General features: G+C 57.4%; 22 protein-coding genes and 1 tRNA gene. 13 read left to right on the top strand and 10 right to left on the bottom strand.

All coding sequences use genetic code 11. The features are described 5' to 3' along the window. Window positions 1-1,119: a ribosomal protein S18-alanine N-acetyltransferase gene (gene rimI, locus LPB19_RS13295; protein WP_206643378.1), complete on the bottom strand. Its 1,119-nt coding sequence runs from the start codon at window positions 1,117-1,119 to the stop codon at window positions 1-3. Between the two features lie 196 nt (window positions 1,120-1,315). Here rimI and LPB19_RS13290 point away from each other — a divergent pair, with 196 nt between their 5' ends. Further along, complete coding sequence (locus LPB19_RS13290) at window positions 1,316-2,821, top strand: RimK family protein (protein ID WP_206643377.1); 1,506 nt, start codon at window positions 1,316-1,318, stop codon at window positions 2,819-2,821. A 6-nt stretch (window positions 2,822-2,827) separates the two neighbouring features. On the opposite strand, the gene LPB19_RS13285 is transcribed toward LPB19_RS13290, so the two are convergent. Beyond that, on the bottom strand, window positions 2,828-3,982 hold the full coding sequence (locus LPB19_RS13285) for a cation diffusion facilitator family transporter (protein WP_206643376.1): 1,155 nt from the start codon (window positions 3,980-3,982) through the stop codon (window positions 2,828-2,830). A gap of 409 nt (window positions 3,983-4,391) precedes the next feature. Between LPB19_RS13285 and LPB19_RS13280 the strand changes: the two genes are divergently transcribed. Then, window positions 4,392-5,417: a quinone-dependent dihydroorotate dehydrogenase gene (locus LPB19_RS13280; RefSeq protein WP_206643375.1), complete on the top strand. Its 1,026-nt coding sequence runs from the start codon at window positions 4,392-4,394 to the stop codon at window positions 5,415-5,417. Between the two features lie 194 nt (window positions 5,418-5,611). Here the strand turns inward: LPB19_RS13280 and rmf are convergent, their stop codons facing one another. Continuing rightward, on the bottom strand, window positions 5,612-5,824 hold the full coding sequence (gene rmf, locus LPB19_RS13275; protein ID WP_206643374.1) for a ribosome modulation factor: 213 nt from the start codon (window positions 5,822-5,824) through the stop codon (window positions 5,612-5,614). Between the two features lie 320 nt (window positions 5,825-6,144). Here rmf and rlmKL point away from each other — a divergent pair, with 320 nt between their 5' ends. Continuing rightward, window positions 6,145-8,319 carry a bifunctional 23S rRNA (guanine(2069)-N(7))-methyltransferase RlmK/23S rRNA (guanine(2445)-N(2))-methyltransferase RlmL gene (gene rlmKL / locus LPB19_RS13270; RefSeq protein WP_206643373.1) on the top strand — a complete coding sequence of 725 codons (2,175 nt, stop codon included), beginning with the start codon at window positions 6,145-6,147 and terminating at the stop codon, window positions 8,317-8,319. 3 nt (window positions 8,320-8,322) lie between these two features. Here rlmKL and LPB19_RS13265 read toward each other — a convergent pair whose 3' ends face one another. Further along, window positions 8,323-8,955 (bottom strand): outer membrane beta-barrel protein, encoded by a 633-nt coding sequence (locus LPB19_RS13265; protein WP_206643372.1) that lies wholly within the window; start codon window positions 8,953-8,955, stop codon window positions 8,323-8,325. A 116-nt stretch (window positions 8,956-9,071) separates the two neighbouring features. Next, entirely contained in the window at window positions 9,072-9,554 is a 483-nt protein-coding gene (locus LPB19_RS13260) for a hypothetical protein (protein WP_206643371.1), read from the bottom strand. A 116-nt stretch (window positions 9,555-9,670) separates the two neighbouring features. On the opposite strand from LPB19_RS13260, the gene LPB19_RS13255 reads away from it, so the two are divergent. Beyond that, on the top strand, window positions 9,671-10,960 hold the full coding sequence (locus LPB19_RS13255; protein WP_206643370.1) for a M18 family aminopeptidase: 1,290 nt from the start codon (window positions 9,671-9,673) through the stop codon (window positions 10,958-10,960). Window positions 10,961-11,014: 54 nt separating this feature from the next. On the opposite strand, the gene LPB19_RS13250 is transcribed toward LPB19_RS13255, so the two are convergent. Beyond that, window positions 11,015-11,090: transfer RNA gene (locus LPB19_RS13250), tRNA-Asn, on the bottom strand. Window positions 11,091-11,213: 123 nt separating this feature from the next. Between LPB19_RS13250 and LPB19_RS13245 the strand changes: the two genes are divergently transcribed. Then, window positions 11,214-12,218 carry a YheT family hydrolase gene (locus LPB19_RS13245; protein ID WP_228289116.1) on the top strand — a complete coding sequence of 335 codons (1,005 nt, stop codon included), beginning with the start codon at window positions 11,214-11,216 and terminating at the stop codon, window positions 12,216-12,218. A 20-nt stretch (window positions 12,219-12,238) separates the two neighbouring features. Here the strand turns inward: LPB19_RS13245 and LPB19_RS13240 are convergent, their stop codons facing one another. Beyond that, complete coding sequence (locus LPB19_RS13240; RefSeq protein WP_206643369.1) at window positions 12,239-12,868, bottom strand: arylesterase; 630 nt, start codon at window positions 12,866-12,868, stop codon at window positions 12,239-12,241. A gap of 69 nt (window positions 12,869-12,937) precedes the next feature. Here LPB19_RS13240 and LPB19_RS13235 point away from each other — a divergent pair, with 69 nt between their 5' ends. Together LPB19_RS13235 and LPB19_RS13230 are read left to right on the top strand one after the other, a co-directional pair. After that, window positions 12,938-13,657: an ABC transporter ATP-binding protein gene (locus LPB19_RS13235; RefSeq protein WP_206645795.1), complete on the top strand. Its 720-nt coding sequence runs from the start codon at window positions 12,938-12,940 to the stop codon at window positions 13,655-13,657. Then, on the top strand, window positions 13,657-16,143 hold the full coding sequence (locus tag LPB19_RS13230; protein WP_206643368.1) for an ABC transporter permease: 2,487 nt from the start codon (window positions 13,657-13,659) through the stop codon (window positions 16,141-16,143). Before LPB19_RS13235 ends, LPB19_RS13230 begins: the two co-directional genes overlap by 1 nt. Window positions 16,144-16,209: 66 nt before the next feature. Here the strand turns inward: LPB19_RS13230 and LPB19_RS13225 are convergent, their stop codons facing one another. The 3 genes from LPB19_RS13225 to LPB19_RS13215 all read right to left on the bottom strand — a co-directional run bounded on the left by LPB19_RS13225 (window position 16,210) and on the right by LPB19_RS13215 (window position 19,384). Beyond that, a complete protein-coding gene (locus tag LPB19_RS13225) occupies window positions 16,210-17,397 on the bottom strand; it encodes an iron-containing alcohol dehydrogenase (RefSeq protein ID WP_206643367.1) in 1,188 nt (395 codons plus the stop codon). Continuing rightward, window positions 17,397-17,942 (bottom strand): hypothetical protein, encoded by a 546-nt coding sequence (locus LPB19_RS13220; RefSeq protein ID WP_206643366.1) that lies wholly within the window; start codon window positions 17,940-17,942, stop codon window positions 17,397-17,399. The genes LPB19_RS13225 and LPB19_RS13220 overlap by 1 nt, the downstream gene beginning before the upstream one ends. A gap of 158 nt (window positions 17,943-18,100) precedes the next feature. Continuing rightward, window positions 18,101-19,384 (bottom strand): M48 family metalloprotease, encoded by a 1,284-nt coding sequence (locus LPB19_RS13215; RefSeq protein WP_228289115.1) that lies wholly within the window; start codon window positions 19,382-19,384, stop codon window positions 18,101-18,103. Window positions 19,385-19,563: 179 nt separating this feature from the next. Between LPB19_RS13215 and LPB19_RS13210 the strand changes: the two genes are divergently transcribed. The 6 genes from LPB19_RS13210 to LPB19_RS13185 all read left to right on the top strand — a co-directional run bounded on the left by LPB19_RS13210 (window position 19,564) and on the right by LPB19_RS13185 (window position 24,627). Further along, the gene (locus tag LPB19_RS13210) at window positions 19,564-20,289 is read left to right on the top strand and encodes a DUF599 domain-containing protein (protein ID WP_206643365.1); all 726 of its coding nucleotides are present in this window, start codon (window positions 19,564-19,566) and stop codon (window positions 20,287-20,289) included. Between the two features lie 34 nt (window positions 20,290-20,323). Then, complete coding sequence (locus tag LPB19_RS13205) at window positions 20,324-20,794, top strand: PaaI family thioesterase (RefSeq protein ID WP_206643364.1); 471 nt, start codon at window positions 20,324-20,326, stop codon at window positions 20,792-20,794. Further along, window positions 20,791-21,225 carry a PaaI family thioesterase gene (locus tag LPB19_RS13200; RefSeq protein ID WP_206643363.1) on the top strand — a complete coding sequence of 145 codons (435 nt, stop codon included), beginning with the start codon at window positions 20,791-20,793 and terminating at the stop codon, window positions 21,223-21,225. The genes LPB19_RS13205 and LPB19_RS13200 overlap by 4 nt, the downstream gene beginning before the upstream one ends. A gap of 214 nt (window positions 21,226-21,439) precedes the next feature. Continuing rightward, window positions 21,440-23,332 carry a molecular chaperone HtpG gene (gene htpG, locus LPB19_RS13195; RefSeq protein WP_206643362.1) on the top strand — a complete coding sequence of 631 codons (1,893 nt, stop codon included), beginning with the start codon at window positions 21,440-21,442 and terminating at the stop codon, window positions 23,330-23,332. Between the two features lie 5 nt (window positions 23,333-23,337). Beyond that, window positions 23,338-23,562: a DUF2835 domain-containing protein gene (locus LPB19_RS13190; RefSeq protein WP_206643361.1), complete on the top strand. Its 225-nt coding sequence runs from the start codon at window positions 23,338-23,340 to the stop codon at window positions 23,560-23,562. An 87-nt stretch (window positions 23,563-23,649) separates the two neighbouring features. Continuing rightward, entirely contained in the window at window positions 23,650-24,627 is a 978-nt protein-coding gene (locus LPB19_RS13185) for a tRNA dihydrouridine synthase (protein ID WP_206643360.1), read from the top strand. Window positions 24,628-24,679 lie beyond the last annotated feature (52 nt).

Raw genomic sequence — 24,679 nt, 5'->3', positions numbered from 1 at the left:
TCAGGTGGTACGTTTGGGGCCGACAATCACCGCGGCCTGAAGAGGTTGTTGGCTTCCGTAGCGTGACATTTTCTCAAACACCCGGCGGTCGATCGGCAGATACTGTTTGTCCGCCACCGTCTCTCCGGCTTCGACGTCGATCTCCGGGTCGTGCAGGTAAACAAACTGATCATCGATTGCGCATACGGTGACCCAGTGGGGAATCCGGCTGCGATTCAGTTGCCAGGTGCTGATCAGTATCAAAGGAACGCTGCCCGCTTGCAGGGCAGCCTCCATGCCAGCCAGAGTCAGCGGATCGTGGTGAAGTTCGATATCGGTTCGGCCGATGTCGTGCAGGAAGCCTTCGTGAACCAGTTCCAGAACCCGCTTTTTCTCCTCATTTCGGACCGTGTCCTTAAACAGCGGGCCCTCCTTGCTGATCCACGCCTGACAATGGAATCCGCGATTCCAGGCTGCCAGTGCCAGCCCATGGGGGCCACAGCCACCGTGTCCGGCAAGCATGAAAATAGTGGTTGCTTCGCGCCAGATCCTGAGCTCCTCGAGAGTGGTCAGGGCTTGTTGTTTATCCAGCGCGGCCATCGCCATCATCAGTCCCGCCGGTCCACAGGAAAAGTCGGTGGTTTGCGGGTAATAGGGGACTCCGGGCGCAGTCGCCTTTGGCTGGTAAAACAGGATGCGTCGTTCGAAGCGCAGGGCGTTGCCGTGGTCCTCGTAATAGTCGCGGTAGGTGCCAAATTGGCGATACCCCAATCGTTTGTACAGCTTGATCGCGGCGTGGTTATCTTCCCGAACTTCCAGACGCATGAGGATTCGGCCAGCGTCAGCGGCGTCTTGCTCAGCCTGTCGTATCAGTTTTTCGCCTGCACCCTGGCCTCGTACGCTGGGCGATACGGCGATGGAGTAAATTCTGGCCAGACGCGTGGCGGCATGCATGAGCACCAGGCAGTATCCGATCAGTTCAGAGCCGACTGTTGCAACGATCAGCCGATCCCGGGGTTGTTCCAGAAAGCGTCGAAAGCTGCGCCGGGACAAGCGATCCTCCCGGAAGCAGTCCTGCTCAAGGCGAACGAGAGAATCGAGATCGGCAAGGACGGCCTGACGTAAGGTTATTTCTGGCATGGCGTGCGCCTGGGTTATGGTGATGGGGCCACAAAAAAGGTAGCCCGGCTGGCACATTATCGGCTAAAACGGTGCTGTGACAAGTGCTTGATGTATGCGTAAAAAAACGGATTATCAGAAGGTTGTGGAGTTGCGCGGACTGGCATATCGTGCAGCAAAATAACCAAGAAAACGCCTTCACGGAGGAACGAACTGCATGTCCCGCTTGTTTATCGTGGTTGATCAATCCAAAGACTGGGCGCCGTACTACCCCAGCGAGGATGTGCTTACCTTCGACCAGTACCTTGAAATGTCGGTTCCTGCCTCCCGGCGTGTCCGCGTTATCAACCTTTGCCAGAGCGCGAAATACCTTAGTCGTGGCTACTATTGTTCGCTCCTTGCCGAGGCGAGGGGACACCACGTTGTGCCATCGGTGATGACGTTGAACGATCTCAGTCGCAAAGGGCTGTTTTCCCTCCAGCTCGATTCGCTGGATGACAGCGTCACTCAGTGGCTGACTAGCGCTGGTTCTGAGATAGCGCCGGCGTCTGACGATCGGCAGGCCACCCATGAGTTGAGGGTCCGGACGTTTTTCGGGCAGGTGGAGCAGCCGGCGCTGAAGCAGGTTGCCAGACTGCTGTTCGAGCGTTTTCCGTGCCCGATCCTCGAGGTGGTTTTTCGCCGTCGGAAAGGGAAAGGCTGGCAGATTGAATCCATGAAACCGGCGTCGCCCGCCGACCTGAGTGATCATGAGCAAGACTTGTTCGCAACGGCCCTGGACCGGTTTAGCAGCATGGTTTGGCGCAAGCCGCGAGGGCGCCAGCGATATCGCTACGATTTGGCGGTGCTGGTTAACCCCGACGAGGAAATGCCGCCGAGCGATCAGGAGGCCTTACGCCGGTTTGAGAAAGCTGGTAAGAAGCTTGGCATCAACGTGGAGCAGATTACCCGGAAGGATTTCCTGCGCCTGCCAGAGTACGACGGCCTGTTTATCCGCGAGACCACGGCTATTGACCACCATACCTATCGATTTGCCCGCAAGGCGGAGGCGGAAGGTCTGGTCGTGATCGATGACCCGGTGTCAATTCTGCGGTGCACGAATAAGGTCTTTCTGGCAGATCTGTTGAGAACCAACAAGGTGCCTACGCCCAAAACCCTCATTCTGTCGAGGGACCAGAAAAAGGCTGTAGAGCAGGTGGTGCAGGAAATCGGTTTTCCGGTCGTGATTAAAATCCCGGACGGTGCGTTTTCACGGGGTGTCACCAAAGCAGAGGACGAGGCGTCTCTTCGGGCCGGGCTGAAAGCATTGTTCAAGCAGTCCGCCCTGGTACTGGCACAGGAATACCTGTACACCGACTATGACTGGCGAATCGGAGTGCTTGGTGGACGCGCGATTTATGCCTGCAAGTATATGATGGTGAAAGGACACTGGCAGATATACCAGCACGGTGAGTCCAGCAGTGAAAGCGGTGACTTTGAAACCCTGCCCACTTACGAAGTGCCTCGCAACGTCATCCAGGCGGCGCTCAATGCCACCAAGCTGATCGGCAACGGTTTGTACGGGGTGGATATCAAGCAGTCAGGTAACCGGGTTGCGGTGATTGAGGTGAATGACAACCCAAGCATTGACGCCGGCATTGAAGACCGTTTTCTGGGCGGAGAACTGTACACGCTGATTATGCAGGAGTTTCTGGCGCGCATGGAACAGAATCGGGAGAAATAGGGCGGGTCAGGGATTGCTGACCCAAACCCGAACGCTGCCGAACCAGGGGTAGTCCGCCAACGCTTTTTCCAGCTGCGTTTCACTGACGGTATCCGCACCGGCTTCAAGGAACAGCTCGAGGTGTACCTTGTTTTCGAGATAGTGAAGGCGGAGTCGGGTGTTGGCCGGATAACGGCCCAGGTGGCGCTCCAGGATACGCTGTATGCCCGATCGAGAGGGGAGTTCCTCCGAGGTGGGGGGCATTTCTTCGTCATTTTCGGCGTCTATGTGGAAATTGATGTCGCGGATGTTGTCCAGAGCCTCGCGCATGCCGCTCGCCACCTGGACACCGATCTGATGACCTTCCGATACGCTGATGTCCGGCCGTACCACGAGGTGGACGTCAAGCAGGATATCCTGGCCCATCTTCCGGCTGCGCAGTTCGTGAATGTTACGCACGCCATCGGTATTGCGCGCGATGGTCTTGAGCATTTCGGTGTCTTCCGCTGAGATGCTCGTGTCCACCAGTTCCTTGACGCTGTCCCAGGTGAACTTCCAGCCAATATGAATGATGATGGCGGCGATGACGATCGCGGCCAGTACATCCAGCCAGATCATGCCCGCCATCGCACCCAATGTGGAAATCAGCACCACCACGGACGAAAAGGCATCCGTTCGACTGTGCCAGGCGTTGGCGATAATAAGGTCCGAGCGAATTTCCAAACCTACCCGTCTTGTGTAGTGATAAATCCATTCCTTGCCCACTACCGAGAGTGCAGCGGCGGCCAGCACTGGCCACGCTGGTATGATGTCGGCCTCGCCCTGCATCAGGCGCAGTGTGTTTTCCCAGGCCAATGCGGCGCCCACAGCAATTAGAATGCTGCCGAGTATCAGTGTCCCAAGAGTTTCTATACGTTGGTGGCCGTAGGGGTGCTCTTCGTCAGGGGCCTGCCTGGACAGACGCATCACCCCGAGCACTACCAGATCGGAAGCGACATCGCTGAAGGAGTGAATGCCGTCGACCAGCAGCGCCTGAGAGTGGAAAATGGCGCCGGCAATCACTTTAATGACGCCGAGCACCGCATCCAGAATCATCCCGATAATGGTGACTTTCGACGCAGCTCTGGCTTCTGCCGAATAGTCGTCAGAGCGCACTGAATCGGGCTTGGAAATTTCAGTCATTAAAGGTGCTCCGATCCGGGGCGGGAATTGCAGTATACCCGTATTGTCGTTTTCAGGGCATCTGTACCAAAAAAACCGGACCTGTTGCACCATTTATGCACAATATTACCAAAATGTGTCTGGCTAACATTTTGTTCATCTAACGGCAATAATTTGTTTTATGTATTTTAAGTTGTTGAAAATAAACAATAAAATAACTGGTTAAAAAATGATCAATTTGTAGGCTGGCGCAGTTATCAAGGGGTGGCGAACGTTGCCCCGCATTTTTCAACAGAGTTATCCACAGATTTCGTGGAAAAGCATCTGAGAGCCCCGTGGCATAACAAGTTAGGGTCAGATTGTCTTTGCACAGCGATGCTGTGGAAAAGTTTCGGTATACTCCGCCCACCCATTTGCGAGGAGTTTTTCGATGTATGGACTGATTCGAAGCCTGCTGTTTCGTCTTCCGCCAGAGCAGGCTCATAACATAGCGCTCGGCGGCCTGGATGCGTTATACCGCCTTGGCGTGTTGAATGCCGTTTCTGCCAGGGTTGAGCCGCTGCCGGTTCGAGTCATGGGACTGGACTTCCCCAATCCGGTGGGCCTCGCCGCAGGCCTTGATAAAAATGCTGATCATCTCGATGCGCTTGGCGCGCTTGGCTTCGGTTTCATTGAGGTAGGCACGGTGACGCCCCTGGCGCAGCCGGGCAACCCTAAACCCCGTATGTTCCGGTTGCCTGAGCACCAGGCCATCATCAATCGCATGGGCTTCAATAATGAAGGCCTGGCTCACCTCGTAGCGCGCGTCGATCAGCGCCGCTATGACGGCGTGCTCGGTATCAACGTGGGCAAGAACAAAGATACCCCCAATGAAGAGTCTGAGTCCGATTACCGGAAGGGTATTGCGGCGGTTTATGATCGGGCAGATTACATCACCGTCAATGTATCTTCTCCGAATACGCCGGGATTGCGGGATCTCCAGTTCGGGGATTCCTTGAAAAGTCTGCTGGATGCGATCAAGGACGAGCAGGCGCGGCAAGAAAAAGAACACGGGCGTTATGTGCCGATAGCCGTAAAGATTGCGCCGGATATGGACGATCAGGGCATTCAGTTTGTGGGGAAGGCGCTCAGGGACTCAGGCCTGGATGGCGTTATTGCCACCAATACGACCATCAGTCGGGATGCCGTGAGCAATCACCGGCTGGCTACTGAAGCTGGCGGACTCAGTGGGGCCCCCGTTCGCGAACCGTCGCTCCGGGTGATTCAGGCGCTCTATGCCGAGCTGGGGGAGAGCCTGCCGATCATCGGCGTGGGCGGAATTACAGACGGTGAAAGTGCGGCAGAAAAAATCCGCGCTGGCGCAAAGCTGGTTCAGATCTACACGGGGTTCATCTATCGCGGGCCCCAGTTGATCCGGGAAGCGGTGGATGCAATCCGTAAAGAGCAGGTTCGGTAAAGTGAGGGGGCAGAAATAAGATGGGCCCGCTTAGCGGGCCCGTGCGGGGAATAAACCCCGTTGCGCTTCTTCGCTTGGTACGGGGCGGGAGGCCCCGTTTCGGTTATTCGAAGTACTACATCAAATTGTAGACGGTTTAAACTTGGTTTGTGTACTAAAAGACCAGATTAAGATCCGGGGTCAAATTAGACTTGTCATGCCGATGTGACGTTTGAGAGCCTGTGTATGCCGGAGACGCCGGTCATGCCCTCCCAGTTGTCGGTGCGGCCTTCTCGCCAGCCGTTCAGCCACTCCTGGCGGATTTCGGCTTGTTCGTTCGGGCAGCTGTCTTTCGGTTTTCCTGACACGCCAGCGAGATAACCCCGCTTGAATGCACGAGCATACATGTCTCTTTTCTGTCTTTTCATGCCGTTCCTCACTAATGGATTAACAGAACAAGCGTGTACACATCTGCAGTGGCTGCGACAATGGCTACCCTGTCCGGGATAAGTCCTTATTGTCACAAAAAGCCAGAGCAGTCAGGATCCTGTTAAAGGAGGTGAAACGTTACCCTCCTGAACGACGCGTCACATAAAAGGTAAGTCGAACGTCGTGCGGATGTACACTAATTATTTAATCTATGTGACGTAATTCTTATAGTTTTGTGCAATAAACTTTTCCGACATAACGGTGAAAAGTTTTTATTCCAGTAACTTACAAGAACCCTTTTTCCGACCGGGAGCCAACCTTGTCCACTTCTGTCTTTTTCGTAACCTGTCCAAAGGGTGTTGAATACCTTCTGGAAGACGAACTCCGTACGTTCGGTATGACGCCGATTCGCAATGCGCCGGCGGGGGTGTGGGCGGAAGGTGCCCTTGAGGCGGGTTACCGGGCTTGTTTGTGGTCACGTCTGGCTAATCGCGTCATCCTGCATATCGGTGAAATCGCCGCATCCAGCGGAGATCAGCTTTACGAAGGTGTGCTCAAGGTCGACTGGCCCGAGCATGTGCCCGCCAGTGGCAGCTTCAAGGTGACTTTTCTCGGCCAGAATAGCGCCATCCGCAACACGCAGTTCGGCGCCCAGCGCGTGAAAGATGGCATTGTGGATGCGTTCCGGGCCGCGGGTTGGCAGCGGCCGTCGGTAAATCCGAAGACCCCGGACATCACGATATCAGCGCGTTTGAACCGTGGTCGGTTGTCTCTGGGCATCGACCTCAGTGGCCAGAGTCTCCATATGAGGGGCTATCGGACGGATAAGGGGGTAGCGCCACTGAAAGAAAACCTTGCTGCGGCTTTGTTGATGCGCGCCGGTTGGCCAGACATGGCGCAGGAAGGTGGCGATTTCGTGGACCCGATGTGTGGTTCCGGGACGCTCGCCATTGAAGCTGCCATGATGGCGCTTGATCTGGCGCCCGGTCGAAAGCGGGAGGGTTTTGGCTTCGAACGCTGGCCCGGGCACCAGCCGGACGTTTGGCTGGAACTTCGCCAGGAGGCCGAGCGCCGGGCCCATGAAGGTAAGCAGGGGCGGCTACCGCGCATTGCAGGCTTCGACAAGGATAGCCGCGTTATCTCAACGGCCTGGAAAAATATTCAGCGCGCCGGTCTCGAAGGTGTGGTCCATGTCGAGTGCCGACCGGTCGAGGCGCTGGTTCTGGATGGCGAGTGGGCAGCGAAGGGGTTGATGCTGACAAACCCTCCGTACGGTGAGCGCTTGAGTGAGCGCCGGGAGCTGGGTGGCCTGTACCGTGCGCTCGGTGAGGCGGCAAAGCAGGCCGTGCCGGGCTGGCGCCTGGGGGTGTTTACCGGAGCACCGGAGTTTGGTCGCTCCATCGGTTTGCGCAGCTACAAACAGTACCGCCTGTTTAACGGTAAGTTGCCGGCGCAGCTGTTGTTGTTTTCCGTTGATGAAGCCAGTGAAATGGTCCCTCATGAGCCCCACGAGCCAGGCAAGCTGACCCCGCGGATTGCCAATGAAGAACGGGCAGCGATGCTGAGGAATCGGCTGCGCAAGAACCTGAAGTCGGTGGGTCAATGGGCGCGGAAGCAGGGCATTGGTTGCTATCGGCTGTATGACGCTGACATGCCAGAGTACGCGCTGGCGATCGATCTCTACGAGGACCGGGTTCACGTGCAGGAATACGCCGCCCCAAAATCGATTGACGAGCGCTCAGCAAGGGAACGCCTCGCGGAGGCCATGGTGGTAATCCCGGAAGCCCTGAATGTCGATCCTGAGCTTGTGGTTCTGAAGCAGCGTCAGCGCCAGACCGGTACCCAGCAATATGAAAAGCAGGGCGCTTCCGACGAGTTCATTCAGGTCCAGGAACATGGTTGTTTGCTTAAGGTCAACCTGAAAGATTATCTGGACACCGGCTTGTTCCTGGATCATCGCCCTGTTCGGCACTGGATTCAGAACCATGCGCAGGGTAAGCGATTCCTGAACTTGTTCTGTTACACCGGGGCGGCGACTGTGCATGCGGCAGTCGGCGGAGCGACTCGCTCCCTGAGCCTGGATATGTCGAAAACCTATGTGAACTGGGCGCGGGACAATCTTGCCCTTAATAGTGCGGATCGGCGCAAGCATCGTGTCGAGCAGGCGGACTGTATGGCGTGGCTGGCTGAGAAACCGGCCAGTGACGAGTGCTTCGATCTGATTTTCTTGGATCCGCCAACGTTCTCGAATTCTGCCAGGATGGCGGGCGTGCTGGATATTCAGAGGGATCACGGTGCGATGGTGCGGCAGGCAATGGCGCGCTTGTCGGCCGATGGGCTGCTCATCTTTTCGAACAATTTCCGCCGCTTCAAGCTGGACGCGGATCTGGAGGCGGAATTCGAGGTCGAAGAGGTAAGTGCCAGCACCATTGATCGGGACTTTCAGCGGAATCAGCGGATCCATCGCTGCTGGCACATTCGCCACAGGGCCTAAAGGTTAGAATTCGTAGCGCACGCCGCTTGAGAACTGGAAGGTATTAACCTCGGTTAGGGTGTCCTCGAACAGGTTGCCGCCTTCCAGCACGACGTAGACGTTGTCGACCACTTCGTAATCCAGGCCCGCCACCCAGCTCATGCTGAAGGCGCTTTCCGGGAACTCTTTTTGCAGCTGCGGGAAGGCGTTCATCGCGTCCTCATTCGGCAAGTCTGCATCCCCTGCTATGTAGGAAAAACCAAACTGCCCGTAAACGTTAGCGGCCTCGCCAAGCGGGTAATGCAGGCCGATGTACCAGCTGGCGAAATAGTCGATAGCCAGTGACGCGCCGGTGCTGCCAATATCGGCGTCCTTGAAGCCGCCGCCAAGCCGGAATTCGACATGGAAAAGGTCGCTGAGATGGTCGCCTGCAACCAGGGTGACACCCGATCCCCAGCCTTCCTGATACTGCGAGGTTCTCCCGCCACCCTCAACAGGCACTCGCTCCAGCACCGAACGGTGATTAAACAGGGTTCCCATGAGGCCCACGTAGTGAAGATCTTCGCGGAACTGTTCCTGCGCGGAAGCGGCCGGTGCGGCAGACAGCGTGGAGGTGATCAATGCAGCGAGCAGGGCGGTTCGCAGGACCTGGTTCATTGTTATCGGGCTTCCTGACTTCAGCGGATACGGGCCCGATTTTGCCTTTTGTAACCGACTGTTACGTCGACCCGTGTCACACTTCCCTGTGTCGGGCGAAATTGGCGGGAAGAGTGTTAGTCGTCCATCAGGCCCTCATTTCGGGCCATCAGCAATAGCGCATAGACGCCGTTTTCCGGCAGCTGCGGTTCCAGGCCTTCGTCAATCATCAGCTGCCGTCGCTGGTCTTCCAGTGTGTCAGTGTCCAGCCCGGTGATCAGCTCACTGATGGGCGCAATTTCAAACGGAGCTTCCTGGGCCACAGCTGAAAACAACTTGTCTACCAGGATTTCGTCCGGGTCCAGCCCATCGACGTATACCGTCTGGTCGGGCAGGTCCTCATGGAGCTCCCTAACCACATCCAGCAGCGGCACACCCTGTTCTTCAAGGTAACGCAGGTCGATGTCACCCAGGTCACCATCGGCGGGCAGCCAGTCTTCGTCAGGGGTGATAATCACCGTTTTCATCCGGCCATCTTCAAGGGACCAGGCAATGGCGGTGGGGAAGAGGGCGTCGTCGGTCTGGCAATATTCAATATCAAGGAATCTGGGTATGGACACGGTAGGCTCCTGAGGGCTCAGCACCGGATTAGGTGGTGGATGTCCGTAGGGCCGGTATGAGCCCAAACGGCTTCGTGCGATACTGTGCCGGTCATTATCATTCAATCAGGAACATCATGGAACACATTGAATTCAACAAAGAACTTCTGGCGTTTCTGAATGGGTCGCCAACACCATGGCACGCTGTGGCGACCATGAAAGCCCGGCTGGATGAAGCTGGCTTCAAGGAGCTCGACGAGCGGGAAGACTGGACCCTGGAAAGCCGGCAGGGTTACTACGTTACCCGCAACGGTACCTCTATGGTGGCGTTCCGCACCGGCAGTAAAGACGTGACCACCTCCGGTATCCGTATGGTGGGCGCTCATACCGATAGTCCCTGCCTGAAAGTGAAACCCAACCCGGAGCTTCGCCGGAAGGGTTACTTCCAGCTTGGCGTGGAAGTTTATGGCGGTGTGTTACTGAACCCGTGGTTTGATCGTGATCTGTCTTTGGCTGGGCGAGTCACAATTCTGGACGACAACGGCGAGGTCAGGGACACGCTGATCGATTTCACAAAGCCAGTGGCGTTTATTCCCAGCCTTGCCATCCATCTTGATCGGGAGGCCAACAACAGCCGCGCTGTGAACCCGCAGACCGATCTGCCACCGGTGATCATGCAGGTTGCCGATGGTGACAGCACAAGTTTCCCGGAGTTACTGAAGGGTCAGATCCAAGAACAGTCCGGGATCATTGCCAAAAAGGTACTGGGTTATGAGCTGAGTTTCTATGACACCGCGAGTGCGTCCTTCGTCGGTTTGCGCGATGAGTTCATTGCCTCTGCTCGAATGGACAACTTGTTGAGCTGTTATATCGGATTGCAGTCCTTGCTCAACACCACTGGCGACGAAGCCGCGCTGCTGGTGTGTAATGATCATGAGGAAGTGGGAAGTGTATCGGCCGAAGGTGCCCAGGGGCCATTCCTGTCGGCTGTGCTCGATCGGTGGTGCGGAGCAGGTAAGGCAAGGGCGATTGCCCATTCAATGATGATCTCCGCGGACAATGCCCACGGCATCCACCCGAATTACGCGGATCGCCATGATCAGAACCATGGGCCAATCCTGAATCAGGGCCCGGTCATCAAGATTAATCATAATCAGCGCTATGCCACCAACAGCCGATCGGCCGGGCTGTATCGCCATATCAGCGATGAGCTTGGCTTGCCGCATCAGAGCTTTGTGGTGCGTAGTGACATGGCTTGCGGCAGTACGATCGGCCCGTTGACGGCGGGTAACCTTGGCGTAACCACTCTCGATATTGGCGTGCCCCAATTTGGTATGCATTCGATTCGTGAGCTCATCGGCGCCGAAGATGGCTATACTCTTTTTCGGGTGCTGACCGAATTTATGCAGCGGGAAAGGGTCTTGTAGGCCTGAAACGAAAAATGCCGCTGTTCGTAAGAAGCAGCGGCATTTTGAAATAAGTGGCTCCCCGAGCTGGGCTCGAACCAGCGACAAACGGATTAACAGTCCGTTGCTCTACCAACTGAGCTATCGGGGAACATCGTCGAAGTGGCGCGCATATTAAGGACTTTAAGAGGCCGGGTCAACCCCCTGATTTGGCAGGTTAAAAATTGTACAAAACATGCTCTGCAGACGTTCGTAGTGACAGGGAGACGTTGTTATGACGGCGATGGAATTCAACCCTCAACCTTTACCCGATGATATCCGGCTCGATGGCATGGCATACCGCCCTCCACACTGGCTTCGAAATGGGCACGTGCAATCGGTCTGGCCCACTTTGTTCCGAACGGTCAGCATCTTTGAACCCGAGCGGGAGGTGTTGACCACGGACGATGATGACGAACTTCACCTCGACTGGTATCGGCAGGGCAGCGGCCGCCTGGCGGTTATTTCGCACGGCCTTGAGGGCCACAGCAAGCGGCCCTATGTGCTTGGATTGGCCCGGGCGTTAATGAATGCGGGCTGGGATGTGCTGGCCTGGAATTACCGCTCCTGTGGCGGAGTGATGAACCGGCAACCGCGCTTCTACCACAGCGGTTCCACAGAGGATCTGGATCGGGTGTTGGGGCATGTGCTCGCCAGGCCCTACGGTCAGATTGCGCTGTCGGGTTTTAGCATGGGTGGCAACCTGACCTTGCTCTACCTGGCCGAACAGGGAGAACGCCTCGATAGCCGAATTTGTGGCGCCGTGACCTATTCGGTCCCCTGTGACCTGGCGGGCAGCGCGGAGGTGCTGGCACGCCCTAGCCGGAAGGTCTACATGACCCGTTTTTTACGGGATCTTCATGTAAAAATGAAGGAAAAGTCGGAGAAGTTTCCCGATCTTATCGATATTTCCGACTTCGAATCGATCCGTAACTTTCGCCAGTTTGATGATCGGTACACCGCGCCACTGCATGGTTTCCGCGATGCCGATGATTATTGGCGCCAGGCCTCTGCGCTGCACCGGCTCAGAGACATACGGGTTCCCGCGCTGATGGTCAATGCGCAGGATGATCCGTTTTTGTCTGGCCAGTGTTATCCGCAGGCTGATGGAATCCTGGGCGGGCATGTCCGGGCGGAATACCCCCGATGGGGCGGCCATGTGGGGTTTGTTGAGCATGCCCGGGACGGATTGTACTGGTCCGAACGGCGAGCGATTGCCTTCCTCCAGAACGAGATCTAGAGGCCAATAGGCCAGGGGCGTCACTCTAACCGGGGGCGCAAGACTGGCCAGACATTATCGAGCATCTTCGGCTGGGCCTCGACAGTCGGATGAATCCCGTCGTCCTGCATCAGGCCTTCCGCGTCGTATATCCCCTCCAGGAAAAAAGGCACCAGAGCCGTGCCGTAACGCTCAGATAATTTCGGGAAAATCTCGGCAAACATCTGGGTGTAGCGTTGACCGTAATTGGGCGGAATCTGAATGCCCACCAGCACCGCGTCTGCCCCGAATTCCTGTACCCTCTGGATCATGTTCTCCAGGTTGGACTCGATGACGTTTGGTGGGAAGCCCCGCAATCCATCGTTGCCGCCCAATTCAATCACCACGACGTCCGGTTCGTGCTCTTGCAGCAGCTTTGGTAATCGGCGTGCACCGCCGTCGGTGGTTTCGCCGCTGATGCTGGCATTCACCACCTGCCACTGCGACAAGCCATTGCTGTTCAGGCGCTGCTGCAGCAACTGCACCCACGCTTGCTCCGAGGGAACACCATAGGCAGCGCTGAGGCTGTCTCCGACGATCAGAACGGTGCTCTGCTTGCTGAAAACAGGCAGCGCGAAGCCCACGAATAAGAGGAAAACTATTGATCTGGCGGTCACTTGTGCCGTATTCATAGAAGCATTGTTTACTCTGTGCTGCATTAAATAAACCAGTTGACAGAACCGGGAGTTTCAGTGAATCAGATGGTCCATCCCAATTCCGACCAACGCCGCCCGATGCTGCGGGTGTCACACCTGACCCACCGGGTGAGCCTGGAAAGCGATACGCTAACGATCTTGCAGGGGGTCAATCTGGAAATCAATCGTGGCGAGTCGGTAGCCATTGTCGGCCGGTCTGGTTCCGGCAAGACCACCTTGCTCGGTTTGCTGGCGGGCCTCGACACGCCGAGCGAAGGCAAGGTGGAACTCGACGGCGCAGTGATCAGCGATCTGAGCGAGGATGAGCGAGCCCAGCTCAGGGCCCGACGTGTAGGCTTCGTGTTCCAGTCGTTCCAACTGTTGCCGGCGTTGACGGCGTTGGAAAACGTCATGCTGCCGTTGGAGCTCGCAGGTTTCGACCGGCCGGAGGCGAGAGCCAGGGAGTTGCTTGAGCGAGTCGGACTGGGTGAGCGGCTGAACCACACACCCCGTCAGTTATCGGGCGGGGAGCAGCAACGAGTGGCGATTGCACGGGCGTTTGCCTCGGAGCCTGTGGTTCTGTTTGCGGATGAGCCCACGGGCAACCTGGACAACCGCACTGGCCAGGCGGTGTCGGACCTGCTGATGGCGTTGAACCGGGAGCAGGGCACCACCCTGGTGATGGTCACCCACGACGAACACCTGGCAGCCCGGTGTGGCCGGCAATTTCATATCGAGGCCGGTGAGCTGACGGAGCCGGAACTGGCTCGGGAGGCCGCGGACTGATGCTGGCGGCTGAGAAACTGATGTCCGTGCGCCGGGATTGGCGCGAACGGGATGTGCGGGTGGTTCTCGTCGCCCTGATCATCGCGGTGGCCACCGTGGCTACCATTGCGCTGTTCGCCAGTCAGTTACAAAGAACCCTGGTGACCTCGGCAAGCTCCTTCCTGGCAGCGGACCGACAACTGGAAGCGGAGAATGGGAGGGAGATTCCGCCTGAATGGATGGATGAAGCGGCGAACCGTGGCCTGTCCACGGGCCGGATGATTGAGTTCTCCACCATGGTCTTCGGCACAGGCGGCTTTCAGCTGGTGTCTGTCAAAGCGGTCAGCGATGAATATCCGTTGCGGGGTGAGATTGAATTCCAGAATGCGCCCGACGATGACAGATCTCTGGTTGGTTCCGGGCCTGCGCCAGGAGAGGTCTGGATCAATCCCAGATTGCTGCGCTTGCTGGAGCTGGAGATCGGGGACTCTCTGGAAGTCGGCAGCCGAAGCCTGACTGTTTCCGGGCTTTTGATTCGTGAACCGGACGGTGGCTTTCGCCTGTCTGCACTGGCGCCGCGCGTGATGATGCACGTTGATGATGTGCCGTCCACCGGGGTGATACAAGAAGGCAGCCGGGTTGAATATGTCTACCTGTTCGCCGGCGAGGAAGAGGCGCTGAACCGCTACCACGAGTGGCTGAAACCACAGCTTCATCCCAGTCACGAGTGGGAAGGGGTGCGGGACGGTGAAACCTTCTCACGGTCTCTCCAGCGTGCAGAACGGTTCCTGCTACTGGGTGGTAGCCTTGCCGTCCTCCTGGCTTCTGTCGCAGTCGCTGTCGCCAGCCGGCAGTATTCGCTGTCCCAGAGGGATACCGTGGCTTTGCTGAAAACCCTGGGGCTGAACGGCTCCGGAATTGGCAAGCTTTACCTGCGGCGGCTGGCGCTGTGGGGCGTAGCAGGTGTTGTCGGTGGCTTGCTGGTTGCTCTACCGCTTTTCTGGCTGCTGACCCGAATACTCAGTGATGTGCTGGAGCGGCCGGTGGATTTTCAGTTGGACCCCGCAGCATTAACCCCGGCACTTTTGACGGCACTGGTGTCGCTGTTTGCCTTTGCCTACCCGCCAATTCGCCGGCTCCGGCAGGTGCCGGCCATGAGGGTGCTGCGCAGTCAGCCGGGTGAACGTGGCCGGGAAGCGATCCCCGATAGCGTGATTGCGATTCTGGCGGTGTTCGGCCTGGTCTGGCTGTATGCCGGCGAGTTGGTGTTGGTGGTGGCACTGCTGGGCGGGCTGGTTCTGTTGCTGGCGGTGCTGGGGTTGCTGGGCGGCGTGCTGATGTCGCTGCTGCGGCGCGTGAAGGGCGGTGGAAATTCGTGGCGGCTGGCGTTGGTTGGGCTGTATCGCCATCGTCGCGCCAGCCTGTCGCAGATGGCCGTGTTTTCAATGACCCTGATGCTGGCGGCGACGCTGGTTCTGGTGCGTTCCTCGTTACTGGACGACTGGCAGGCCCAGTTACCGGACGATGCTCCGAATCATTTCCTGATCAACATCGCCCCGGACGCGGTGGACGAGGTGGGTGATTTCTGGGCACAAAGCGGTCACTCCCTGGATCAGCTGTATCCAATGGTTCGCGGTCGACTGACCGAACTGAACGGACGCCCGATCAAAGAAGCGGTCAGCAAGGATGAGCGTATCAATGCCTTGAACCGCGAACTGAACCTGACCTGGATGGCAACCTTGCCATCGGATAATGAAATCGTGGAAGGTGCCTGGTTCGAGGCCGGGCAGACAGAGGGCGTTTCTGTCGAGGCCCAGCTTGCCGGAAGGTTAGGGTTGAAGATTGGCGATCGTCTGACCTTTACCATCGGCTCGGCCAAGGTGACTGAACCGGTCACCAGCATCCGGACAGTCCAGTGGGATAGCATGAAACCCAATTTTTACATGGCGTTTCCACCCAACGGCGGGCTGACGGATATGCCGGCAACCTGGATTACCAGTTTCTTCCTGCCGGAGCAGAACAAACAGGCGTTGAATGAATTTTCCCGCCGTTTCCCGACCATTTCGGTGCTGGAGATTGACCACATTATTGACCGTATCCAGATGATCGTCGGCCAGGTCACCCGGGCGATCGAAGCGATTCTGGCACTGATTCTGGCTGCTGCGCTGGTGGTGATGGCGGCCGTGGTCAGTGCCACGCTCAAAGACCGACAGCGGGAGGGCGCCTTACTGCGGACTCTGGGTGGGCGCCAGTCCTTGCTGGTGCGCAGTACCATGCTGGAATTTGCACTGCTGGGCGGGTTTGCCGGTCTGATTGGTGTGGTGGCGGCGGAAGCGGCCGTGTGGGCCCTGCAATATGGCATGTTTGAGGGCAGCTTTCAGTGGCACTGGCCCATTGTGACTTTCGTTCCGCTGGTGAGTGCGGTCGTGCTGGCCTTATTTGGCCGGTGGCAACTCGGCCCGGTATTGAATGTCTCTCCCATGCTTTTGCTGCGGCGTCTTGAGTAGCCGGTACCTTGAGTGTTTGGCCGGCAAGCAAAAAGGGCTCCCGCAGGAGCCCTTTTTTTATTCGGGTCAGGCCCAGGCTCGTCGCAGCACTGCGCGGGCATCTTCCAGACTGACCTCTTTCGGATTGAACATAATGGAGCCGTCATCCAGTGCCATCTCGGCGATCTGGTCCAGCTGGGCTTCCTCAACCTTTCCGGTTTCCTTCAGGGTGCGCGGCAGTTTGCAGCGACGATGTAGCTGATCACGCAGTTTCCGGATGGCCGAAATACTGCCTTCGGCGCGGCGGCTGGCGGGAGTGTTGGCGTAGACTTCCGGGCCTTCCAGGTAAAGCAACAACTCGCCCAGTGGCTCGCGAATATCTTCCAGATTGAACTCCAGCACGTAAGGCAGGTACAGGCTCATGCACAGGCCGTGGGGCAGGTGGCAGATCGCACCGGTGGCATGACCAAGGGCATGCACCAGGCCAACCATCGAGTTGGAGAAGGCGATACCGGCCATGGTCGAAGCCTGAGCCAGCTCCAGCCGGCCGTCGGCATCCTTCGGGTTGTCCATCACCTGCAGCAGGGAATTGCTGATTTTCTTGATCGCTGCCGTGGCGTAGGCGTCGCTCAGCGGGTTCTTGGCCATGCAGGTGAAGGCTTCGGTCGCGTGGGTCATCGCGTCCATTGCGGTGGCTGCGGTGATGTGAGCCGGCAGAGTCAGGGTCATCCTCGGATCAATGATCGCCGCGTTTGGCAGAAGGAACGAGGAGGAAAAGGGCAGTTTCACTCCCTTGGACTCATCGGTGATCACCGCGATGGACGTTACCTCAGAACCCGTGCCGGCGGTGGTCGGAACCACAAAGAACGGTTTCAGCGGGTGCTTGAGCACACCAGCACCGCTGTACTTGGACAGATCGTTACCGCCTTCGGACACCAGAATGTTCACGGCCTTGCCGGTATCAATGGCGGAGCCACCGCCAACGGCAATGATGGAGTCGCATTTTTCCTGTCGGTACACACCGGCGATGTCGCGCACTACCGACGTCGAGGAATCCGGGGGAACGTCGTCGTAGATGCTGACGATGTCCAGTCCGCTCTCTTCGCAAGCGGCAATCACTGGGTCCAGAAGGCCAGCGGCTCGCACGCCCTTGTCGGTTACGATCATGGGGCGCTTGGCGCCAAGCCCCGTCAGTTCGTAGGGAATGTGTTCCAGGGCGGATTTGCCGGCAATGACTTTGACCGGGCAGAAAAACTCATAGAATTTGTTGGTCATTACGCTCTCACCGTCTCAACGAAGTTGGTTGCAACTTTCAGGTAAATCCTGGCAGCACTGATCAGCTTTTCCGGCAGGCCGAGGTCGGCCGGGTATTCCTTCACGGCGCGCTGGGCAATCAGCTTGGGCAGAATGAAAGACTCGAGCCGGTTCAGCACCCGGGTCATGCGCACGGCGTAACTGATGTCGCCGTCCACCAGCATCCGGTCGTTGGCAAAGGCCACCGAGGTCTTTTCCTGGAACGACAGCACCAGAAAGGCGTGAGCGATGTGTTTGAACTGGATCGACAGATCGACCGGCCGGGGTGCGGAATCGCCGTGGTACTTGAACCGTCCGAGCCCTGTGTGCTCGACAATCAGACGAGAGCCGTTCGGCATCACCATCATTTCAAAGAGAAATCCATCAGGCAGGGCTTCGGCCTCCTGATTGACCGTTTTATCCACTTCACTGACTGCCTGCAGGGCCCGACCCATTACCTGGAACATTACTTCCACGTAGAGCCGGCGAGCCTGAAAAATCATCGGCTGAATCCGTTTCACTAGCATTGCCGTCATCCGTTGGTTGTTAGTCTGCTTTGATTTTTAGAGTTATTGCTCTAAAAGTCAATTAAAGCTGTGCCAGTCTGCTCCGGTCGCGGGCGAAAACTGGGCGGCAGGACACAAAAAAGCCGGAGACTGGGCGGGCTCCGGCTTTTCTTCGGCTGTTAACCCTGTTTGGCCAGAGCCTCGTACTTGCGGCGGGCTTCGTTACCTACCTCGCCGCCGGCCTCTGCGGCTTTTCGATAGTAGGCCATGGCTTCGTCACGTCGGCTTTGTTTCGCCGCTACGTCACCCAGGCGCAGGTAACCAATGGACGTTGGTACAACTTCATTGGCGCGCGTCAGATTTTCCCTGGCCTGATCAAGATTATTCATTTCCAGCGCATTGAGCCCGTTATACAAGCGGTACAGAAACATCTCCGGGTACAGCGACACGGCCTTGTCGAAATCGGCACCGGCTTGCTCGGTCTTTTCCTGTTCCTTGTAAATCTGTCCGCGCAGGGAATAGAACAGAGCTTCGTCGGGAGCGAGCTTTATCGCTTTGTTGATTTCCTTGAGCGCTTCGTCGGTTTTGCCCTCAGAGGCGAGTTTTCGGGCCTTGTCGTGGGCATCGTAGGCCGGCTGTAGCTTCCGGAGTGTCGCGAGTTTGCGTTCGAAGACATCCTCACCCCGGTAACCGCCGGCGCCAACCTTGTCCACCAACGCCTGGTTTGCCTTCACCCGCGCCGCTGAGGGTGGGTGGGTCGCGAACAGCCCCTGGATGAAATCCGGATTCTGGCCCTTCGAGAGTTCCAGGAAAATTTTCTGCAGCTCCACCGCTGCGGTCGGGTCGTAGCCGGCGCGGCGCATGTAAAGAATGCCGTAGTAGTCTGATTCCAGCTCATCACCCTGGCTGTATTGGGCCAGCGCCAACTGCGCACCCACCGCGGCGCCGCCCATCAACAGGCCGGCCCACTCGTTGTCCGACAGGGCAATGCCAAGGCCGGCAACGCCCGCGCTGATCAACATACCTTGCTGCATGCGCTGGACGCTGTGGCGAGCCGCCGCATGCACGATTTCGTGGCCGATTACCGACGCCAGCTGAGCTTCGTCCTGAAGCTTGGCCAGTAGGCCCCGGTTAATGGCGATTTTCCCGCCGGGCAGGGCCCAGGCATTGGGCACGCTGCTGTTCAGGACGACAAATTCGTAGGGAAGGTCCGGGCGGTCGCTGACCCGCGCCAGCTTCTGGCCAACTTCCTTCACGTACAGCGTCAACTCCGGGTCTAGGTAAAACTGGCCGCCCTGAGTCTGTTGCGTGGGAGTGTATTGCTCGGCGCCCATGGCCAGCTCCTGGTCTTCGGCGATCAGAGACAATTGGCTCTCACCGGTGACCGGATTTTTGGCGCACCCGGCCAGAGCCAGGGCAAGGAAAACCAGGCTCAGACAGCGATAAAACACGGAGTGAATCACGTAAAACTCCCCTATGGTCCGTCAGTGGGTCGTGTGTCCTGCTGTTATACCACAGTAAATGCCCGTGGCGTCTGCCGGTTCGATCATGAATTCTGGAGACAATAAACGCCATGGCGTATCATAAGTGACTGTTACAGCGCACTTTCGTTCCACCAATTCACACTTGTCTCGGGGCCACTATGGGCTATGTTCTTGAACTCGTCGCGCTGCTCTGGTTTCTGATTTGCTGGATGGGATACACCTTGTATTCGAGGCGGCGGGCGAGTGACCGTCCCTGTCTGTCCAACACGCTTGACCTGTACCGTGAAGACTGGATGCGGGTCATGTTGCGCCGCGAGAATCGCATTGCCGATGCCTCTGTGGTGGGAAATCTGGAGCGCAACGGGGCGTTTTTTGCATCCAGCTGCCTGCTGATTCTGGCCGGTATCATCACCGCACTGGGTTATACCCAGGAGGTGATGGAGGTGTTCAGCACCTTGCCATTCGGTACCCTGCCGACGCGGGAAGTCTGGGAACTTCGAATGATTGTCCTGCTGGTGGTGTTCATTTACGCCTTCTTCAAATTCACCTGGTCGATGCGGATGTATAATTTCGTGTCGGTCATGGTGGGCAGTGCGCCGCCGCCGGATGACACCAAAACCAGCCCGGCTGCCCGTGAGGCGTTTGCCCGCAGCGCTGGCAATATCTGTAATCTGGCGGGCGACGCTTTCAACCTGGGGTTGCGGTCTTATTACTACGCGCTGGCCGTGGTTGGCTGGTTCATCCATCCGATTGTCTTTATCGCATGCTCGACCCTGGTTGTGGTGGTGCTTTACCGGCGGGAATTCTGCTCCGATGCGCTGGGCGCGTTGCGCGCCGGTAAAGTCTTTGAAGAACCATCGCCGGCGAAGACCGATCCCCAATAATGTCACTCTACCCCGATCAACAGGCTTTTACTGAATGAACGATACCATCCGAAGAAACCGGGTAACCCGGTTCATTGGAACTCTCAACCAGGCCCAGGAACTCCGGTTGTCTGTGGAAGATGCCCGGGAAGGGCAGCTGGTGCTTTGCCTTCCTTACAGTGACCAGATCATCGGTAATCCCGAAACCGGCGTTATCCATGGGGGCGCGATCACCACCCTGATGGATACCGCATCCGGGTCGGTCATTCTGTGCGCGCTGGATGAATTCGAATTGTGCCCAACACTCGATCTTCGGGTGGACTACATGCGCCCGGCGGAACCGCGTAAACCGGTATTTGCCCGGGCCGAAACCTACAAGATAACCCGGAACATCATCTTCACTCGTTGTGAGGCCTTTCAGGAAAACGGCGAAACCATTGCCAACTGCGTAGGTACCTTTATGCGCATCGGCCAGGAGGCCACGCCAAAAAGTTACCGCGATCTGATTACGGGAGGTGAGGAATGACCGATTCGGAACTGCTGCAGTACACCCGAGACACCGGTGACTTTTCCCGAATGCTCAGCAGCATTCCCTATGCGGACTTTATTGGCCTCGAGTGCGACCGGTTCGGTGATGACCTGATTTTTCGCTTGCCCAAGAAAGAACAGAACCTGGGCAATCCGATTCTTCCGGCCATTCACGGTGGCGTTATTGGTGGCTTCATGGAACTGTCTGCGGCCATTTACCTGATGATGTCCCAGGAAACGCCACGCATGCCGCGAATCGTGGACTTTTCGCTGGATTATCTGCGTGCCGGACTGAACCGGGAAACCTACGCAGAATGTCACCTAACCCGTCAGGGCAACCGGGTGGCCAACGTGATGGTCACGGCCTGGCAAAAATCACGCGCGCAGCCGATCGCCACCGCCCGGGCCCATTTTCTGATCGAAGGTTAAATCACGCCCATGCCAGGGCTTGAAATGCTCCGGCACGCCCCCACTCATTGCAGCAAGGTAACGAATCCGTATTGAAGCGGGCACGGAACCGTTGCTGCAAGTGCCTTGACCGCCCTGACTGGAAGGCTGTTGTGCCGTCGGTAAGGCATTGCGTCAGCATGCTTCGGATGCCTGCTTTTCTGAACTGAGCATTTAGTCAGGAGATAAAGACGTCATGACGGTTGAGTCGCAAAAAGAGACCCTGGGTTTTCAGACCGAAGTGAAGCAGCTGCTTCAACTGATGATCCACTCCCTGTATTCCAACAAAGAAATCTTCCTTCGTGAGCTGATCTCAAACGCCTCGGATGCCGAGGACAAGCTGCGGTTTGCCGCACTGAAGGACGACAGCCTCTATGAGGGTGATTCCGAGCTTCGGATCCGGCTGTCTTACGACAAAGACGCCAATACCGTCACCATTGCCGATAACGGTATCGGTATGACCCGTGACGATGTGATCCAGAACCTGGGTACTATCGCCAAGTCCGGCACCGCCGAGTTCCTGAAGCAGCTCTCCGGTGACGAAAAGAAAGACAGCAAGCTGATCGGCCAGTTCGGTGTTGGTTTCTACTCCGCGTTTATCGTTGCAGACCGGGTTGAAGTCTTCACTCGTCGCGCCGGCGCGCCTGTGGCCGAAGGGGTGCACTGGGAATCCAAGGGCGACGGTGAGTTCACCATCGCGCAGGTAGACCGGGAACAGCGTGGTACCGAAATCGTTCTGCACCTGAAGAGCGATGCCAACGAGTTTGCGGATGGTTTCCGTCTGCGCGGCCTGGTGAAAAAATACTCTGACCACATTTCGTTCCCGGTGGTCATGCAATCCGAGTCTGAGGAAGAGGGCAAGAAGGGCGAGGACGAGACCGTCAACGACGCGACTGCGTTGTGGACGCTGCCACGCACCGAGATCAAGGACGACGAGTACAAAGAGTTCTACAAGCACATCGCCCACGACTTCGAAGACCCACTGACCTGGTCCCACAACAAGGTTGAGGGCAAGCTCGACTACACCAGCCTGCTGTACATCCCGGCCCGCGCGCCGTTTGACCTGTACAACCGTGAGGCGCCTCGCGGCCTGAAACTGTATGTTCAGCGTGTGTTCATCATGGACGACGCCGAGCAGTTCCTGCCGCTGTATCTGCGTTTCGCCAAGGGTGTGGTGGATTCCAACGATCTGTCACTGAACGTCTCCCGTGAGATTCTGCAGAACGACAGCACCGTGGAAAGCATCCGCACAGCGCTGACCAAGCGTGTGCTGGACATGCTGTCCAAGCTGGCCAAGAAGGACCCGGAGCAGTACCAGAAGTTCTGGGGTGAGTTCGGTACCGTTCTGAAAGAAGGCCCGGCGGAAGACTTCAGCAACCGTGAGAAAATCGCTGGCCTGCTGCGCTTTGCCTCTACTCATACCGGTGAGGAAAGCCAGAAGGTATCGCTGGATGAGTACATTGGCCGCATGAAGGAAGGCCAGAAGAAGATCTTCTACATCACTGCCGACAACTTTATGGCCGCCAAGAGCAGCCCGCATCTGGAGGTGTTCCGCAAGAAGGGCATCGAGGTGCTGATCCTCTCTGACCGTATTGACGAGTGGATGATGGGCTACCTGAGCGAATATGACAGCAAGCAGTTCCAGGATGTAGCCCGCGGCGACCTTGACCTCGGTGACGTAGAGACCGAGGAAGACAAGAAGCAGAAAGAAGCGGCTGCTGAAGAACACAAAGAGCTGCTGGAGCGCATCAAGAAAGCGCTTGAGGACAAGGTTCAGGACGTTCGCGCGACCAATCGACTGACCGACTCTCCGGCTTGCCTCGTGGTAGGCGAGTTCGATATGGGCGCCCAGATGAAGAAAATCATGGAGGCCGCTGGCCAGAAAGTGCCGGACAGCAAGCCGATCTTCGAGATCAACGTCGAGCACCCGCTCGTTCAACGTCTGGAAAGTGAAAACGGCGACGAGCGTTTCGGCGAGCTGGCGGCTGTCTTGCTGGATCAGGCCACGCTGGCCAGTGGTGAGCAGCTGGCGGATCCCGGCGCTTACGTGTCCCGTCTGAACCGTCTGCTGCTGGAACTGGCGAACTAAGTCCTGTGCAGCAGATCGATGTGGATCTGAGCATCGGCCCTGATGAGTGGATAAAGCTGTATCAGGGCGCTGCTCAGGATGTTCACACCCGGGCCCGGGACGGACGTTTGGTTCGTTTCCCTGCCCGCATCCTGTCGAGGTTCGCCCTGCACGATGGCGTGCAGGGCAGCTTCCGAATCCTGTTTGATGAGCAGGGCAAGTTTCAGTCGGTGCAACGCCTGAGCCCGTGAAACTGACTACCAGCGCGCTCTTCTATCCAACCCCGAAACTGACTACAATGCCGGCCCCGCTTAAAGATTGAACAGCCCGGAGCCAACATGCGAATCATCCTTGCCCCTATGGAAGGGCTCGTTGATGCACCCATACGCGAAACCCTGACCAAGGTAGGGGGCATTGACCGGTGTGTTACCGAGTTTGTTCGCGTTACTCAGGGCATGCTGCCACCACGTATCTTCTACAAGTATGCGCCTGAACTGCATAATCATTCGCTGACCCGGGTAGGCACACCGGTGGCGCTTCAGTTACTGGGGTCTGACCCCGAGCAGATGGGGCTCCACGGCGCCAAGGCTGCAGAGCTCGGCGCCTGCCAGGTGGATATCAACTTTGGTTGCCCGGCCAAGACAGTAAATCGCCACAAAGGCGGCTGTGTCCTGATGCGCGAGCCGGAACTCATGCACGAAATCACTGCCGCCGTCCGCCGACACGTGCCGGAACACATTCCCGTTACCGCCAAAATGCGCCTCGGTTATGACGACCGTTCCATGGCTGTGGCCTGTGGGCAGGCGCTGGAAGCGGCCGGTGCGGCGGAAATCGTTATTCATGCCCGAAGCAAGGTGGATGGCTACAAGCCCCCGGCCTATTGGGAAGAAATCGCCAAGGTCAGGGAAGCGGTATCCACCCATGTCATCGCCAACGGCGAGATCTGGACGGTGGACGATTACTGGCGCTGCCGCAAGGTCTCTGGTTGCGATGATGTGATGATTGGCCGGGGGCTGATCGCCCGGCCGGACCTGGCGCGAAAAATCAAAGCCAGTCAGGCAGGCGAAGACATTCCCGATATGACCTGGCCTGAAGCGGTCGCCCTGGTGCGCGAATACGCGGAAGTTTTGCAGGGTTGGCTGGAGGATCGCTACGTTACCGGCCGAATCAAGCAGTGGATGAACTTTCTCCGTCAGGGTTTTACCGAAGCGGAAACCCTGTGGCCCCAGGCGCGTAAAATTCGCGAAGTTGCCCCCATGCTGGCTTGCCTTGAGCAGCGCCCGGTAACCCGCGACGCCTCTACCCGGGCGGCCTGATATCGATCGTTTTCCTCCCTTCCGAAATTGCCAACTACATTGGTAAGTAACG

This window comes from Marinobacter salinisoli, from assembly GCF_017301335.1.
Classification (GTDB): domain Bacteria; phylum Pseudomonadota; class Gammaproteobacteria; order Pseudomonadales; family Oleiphilaceae; genus Marinobacter; species Marinobacter salinisoli.
Note: the sequence above shows the minus strand (reverse complement) of the source record. Positions and strands in the feature narration are given on the sequence as shown.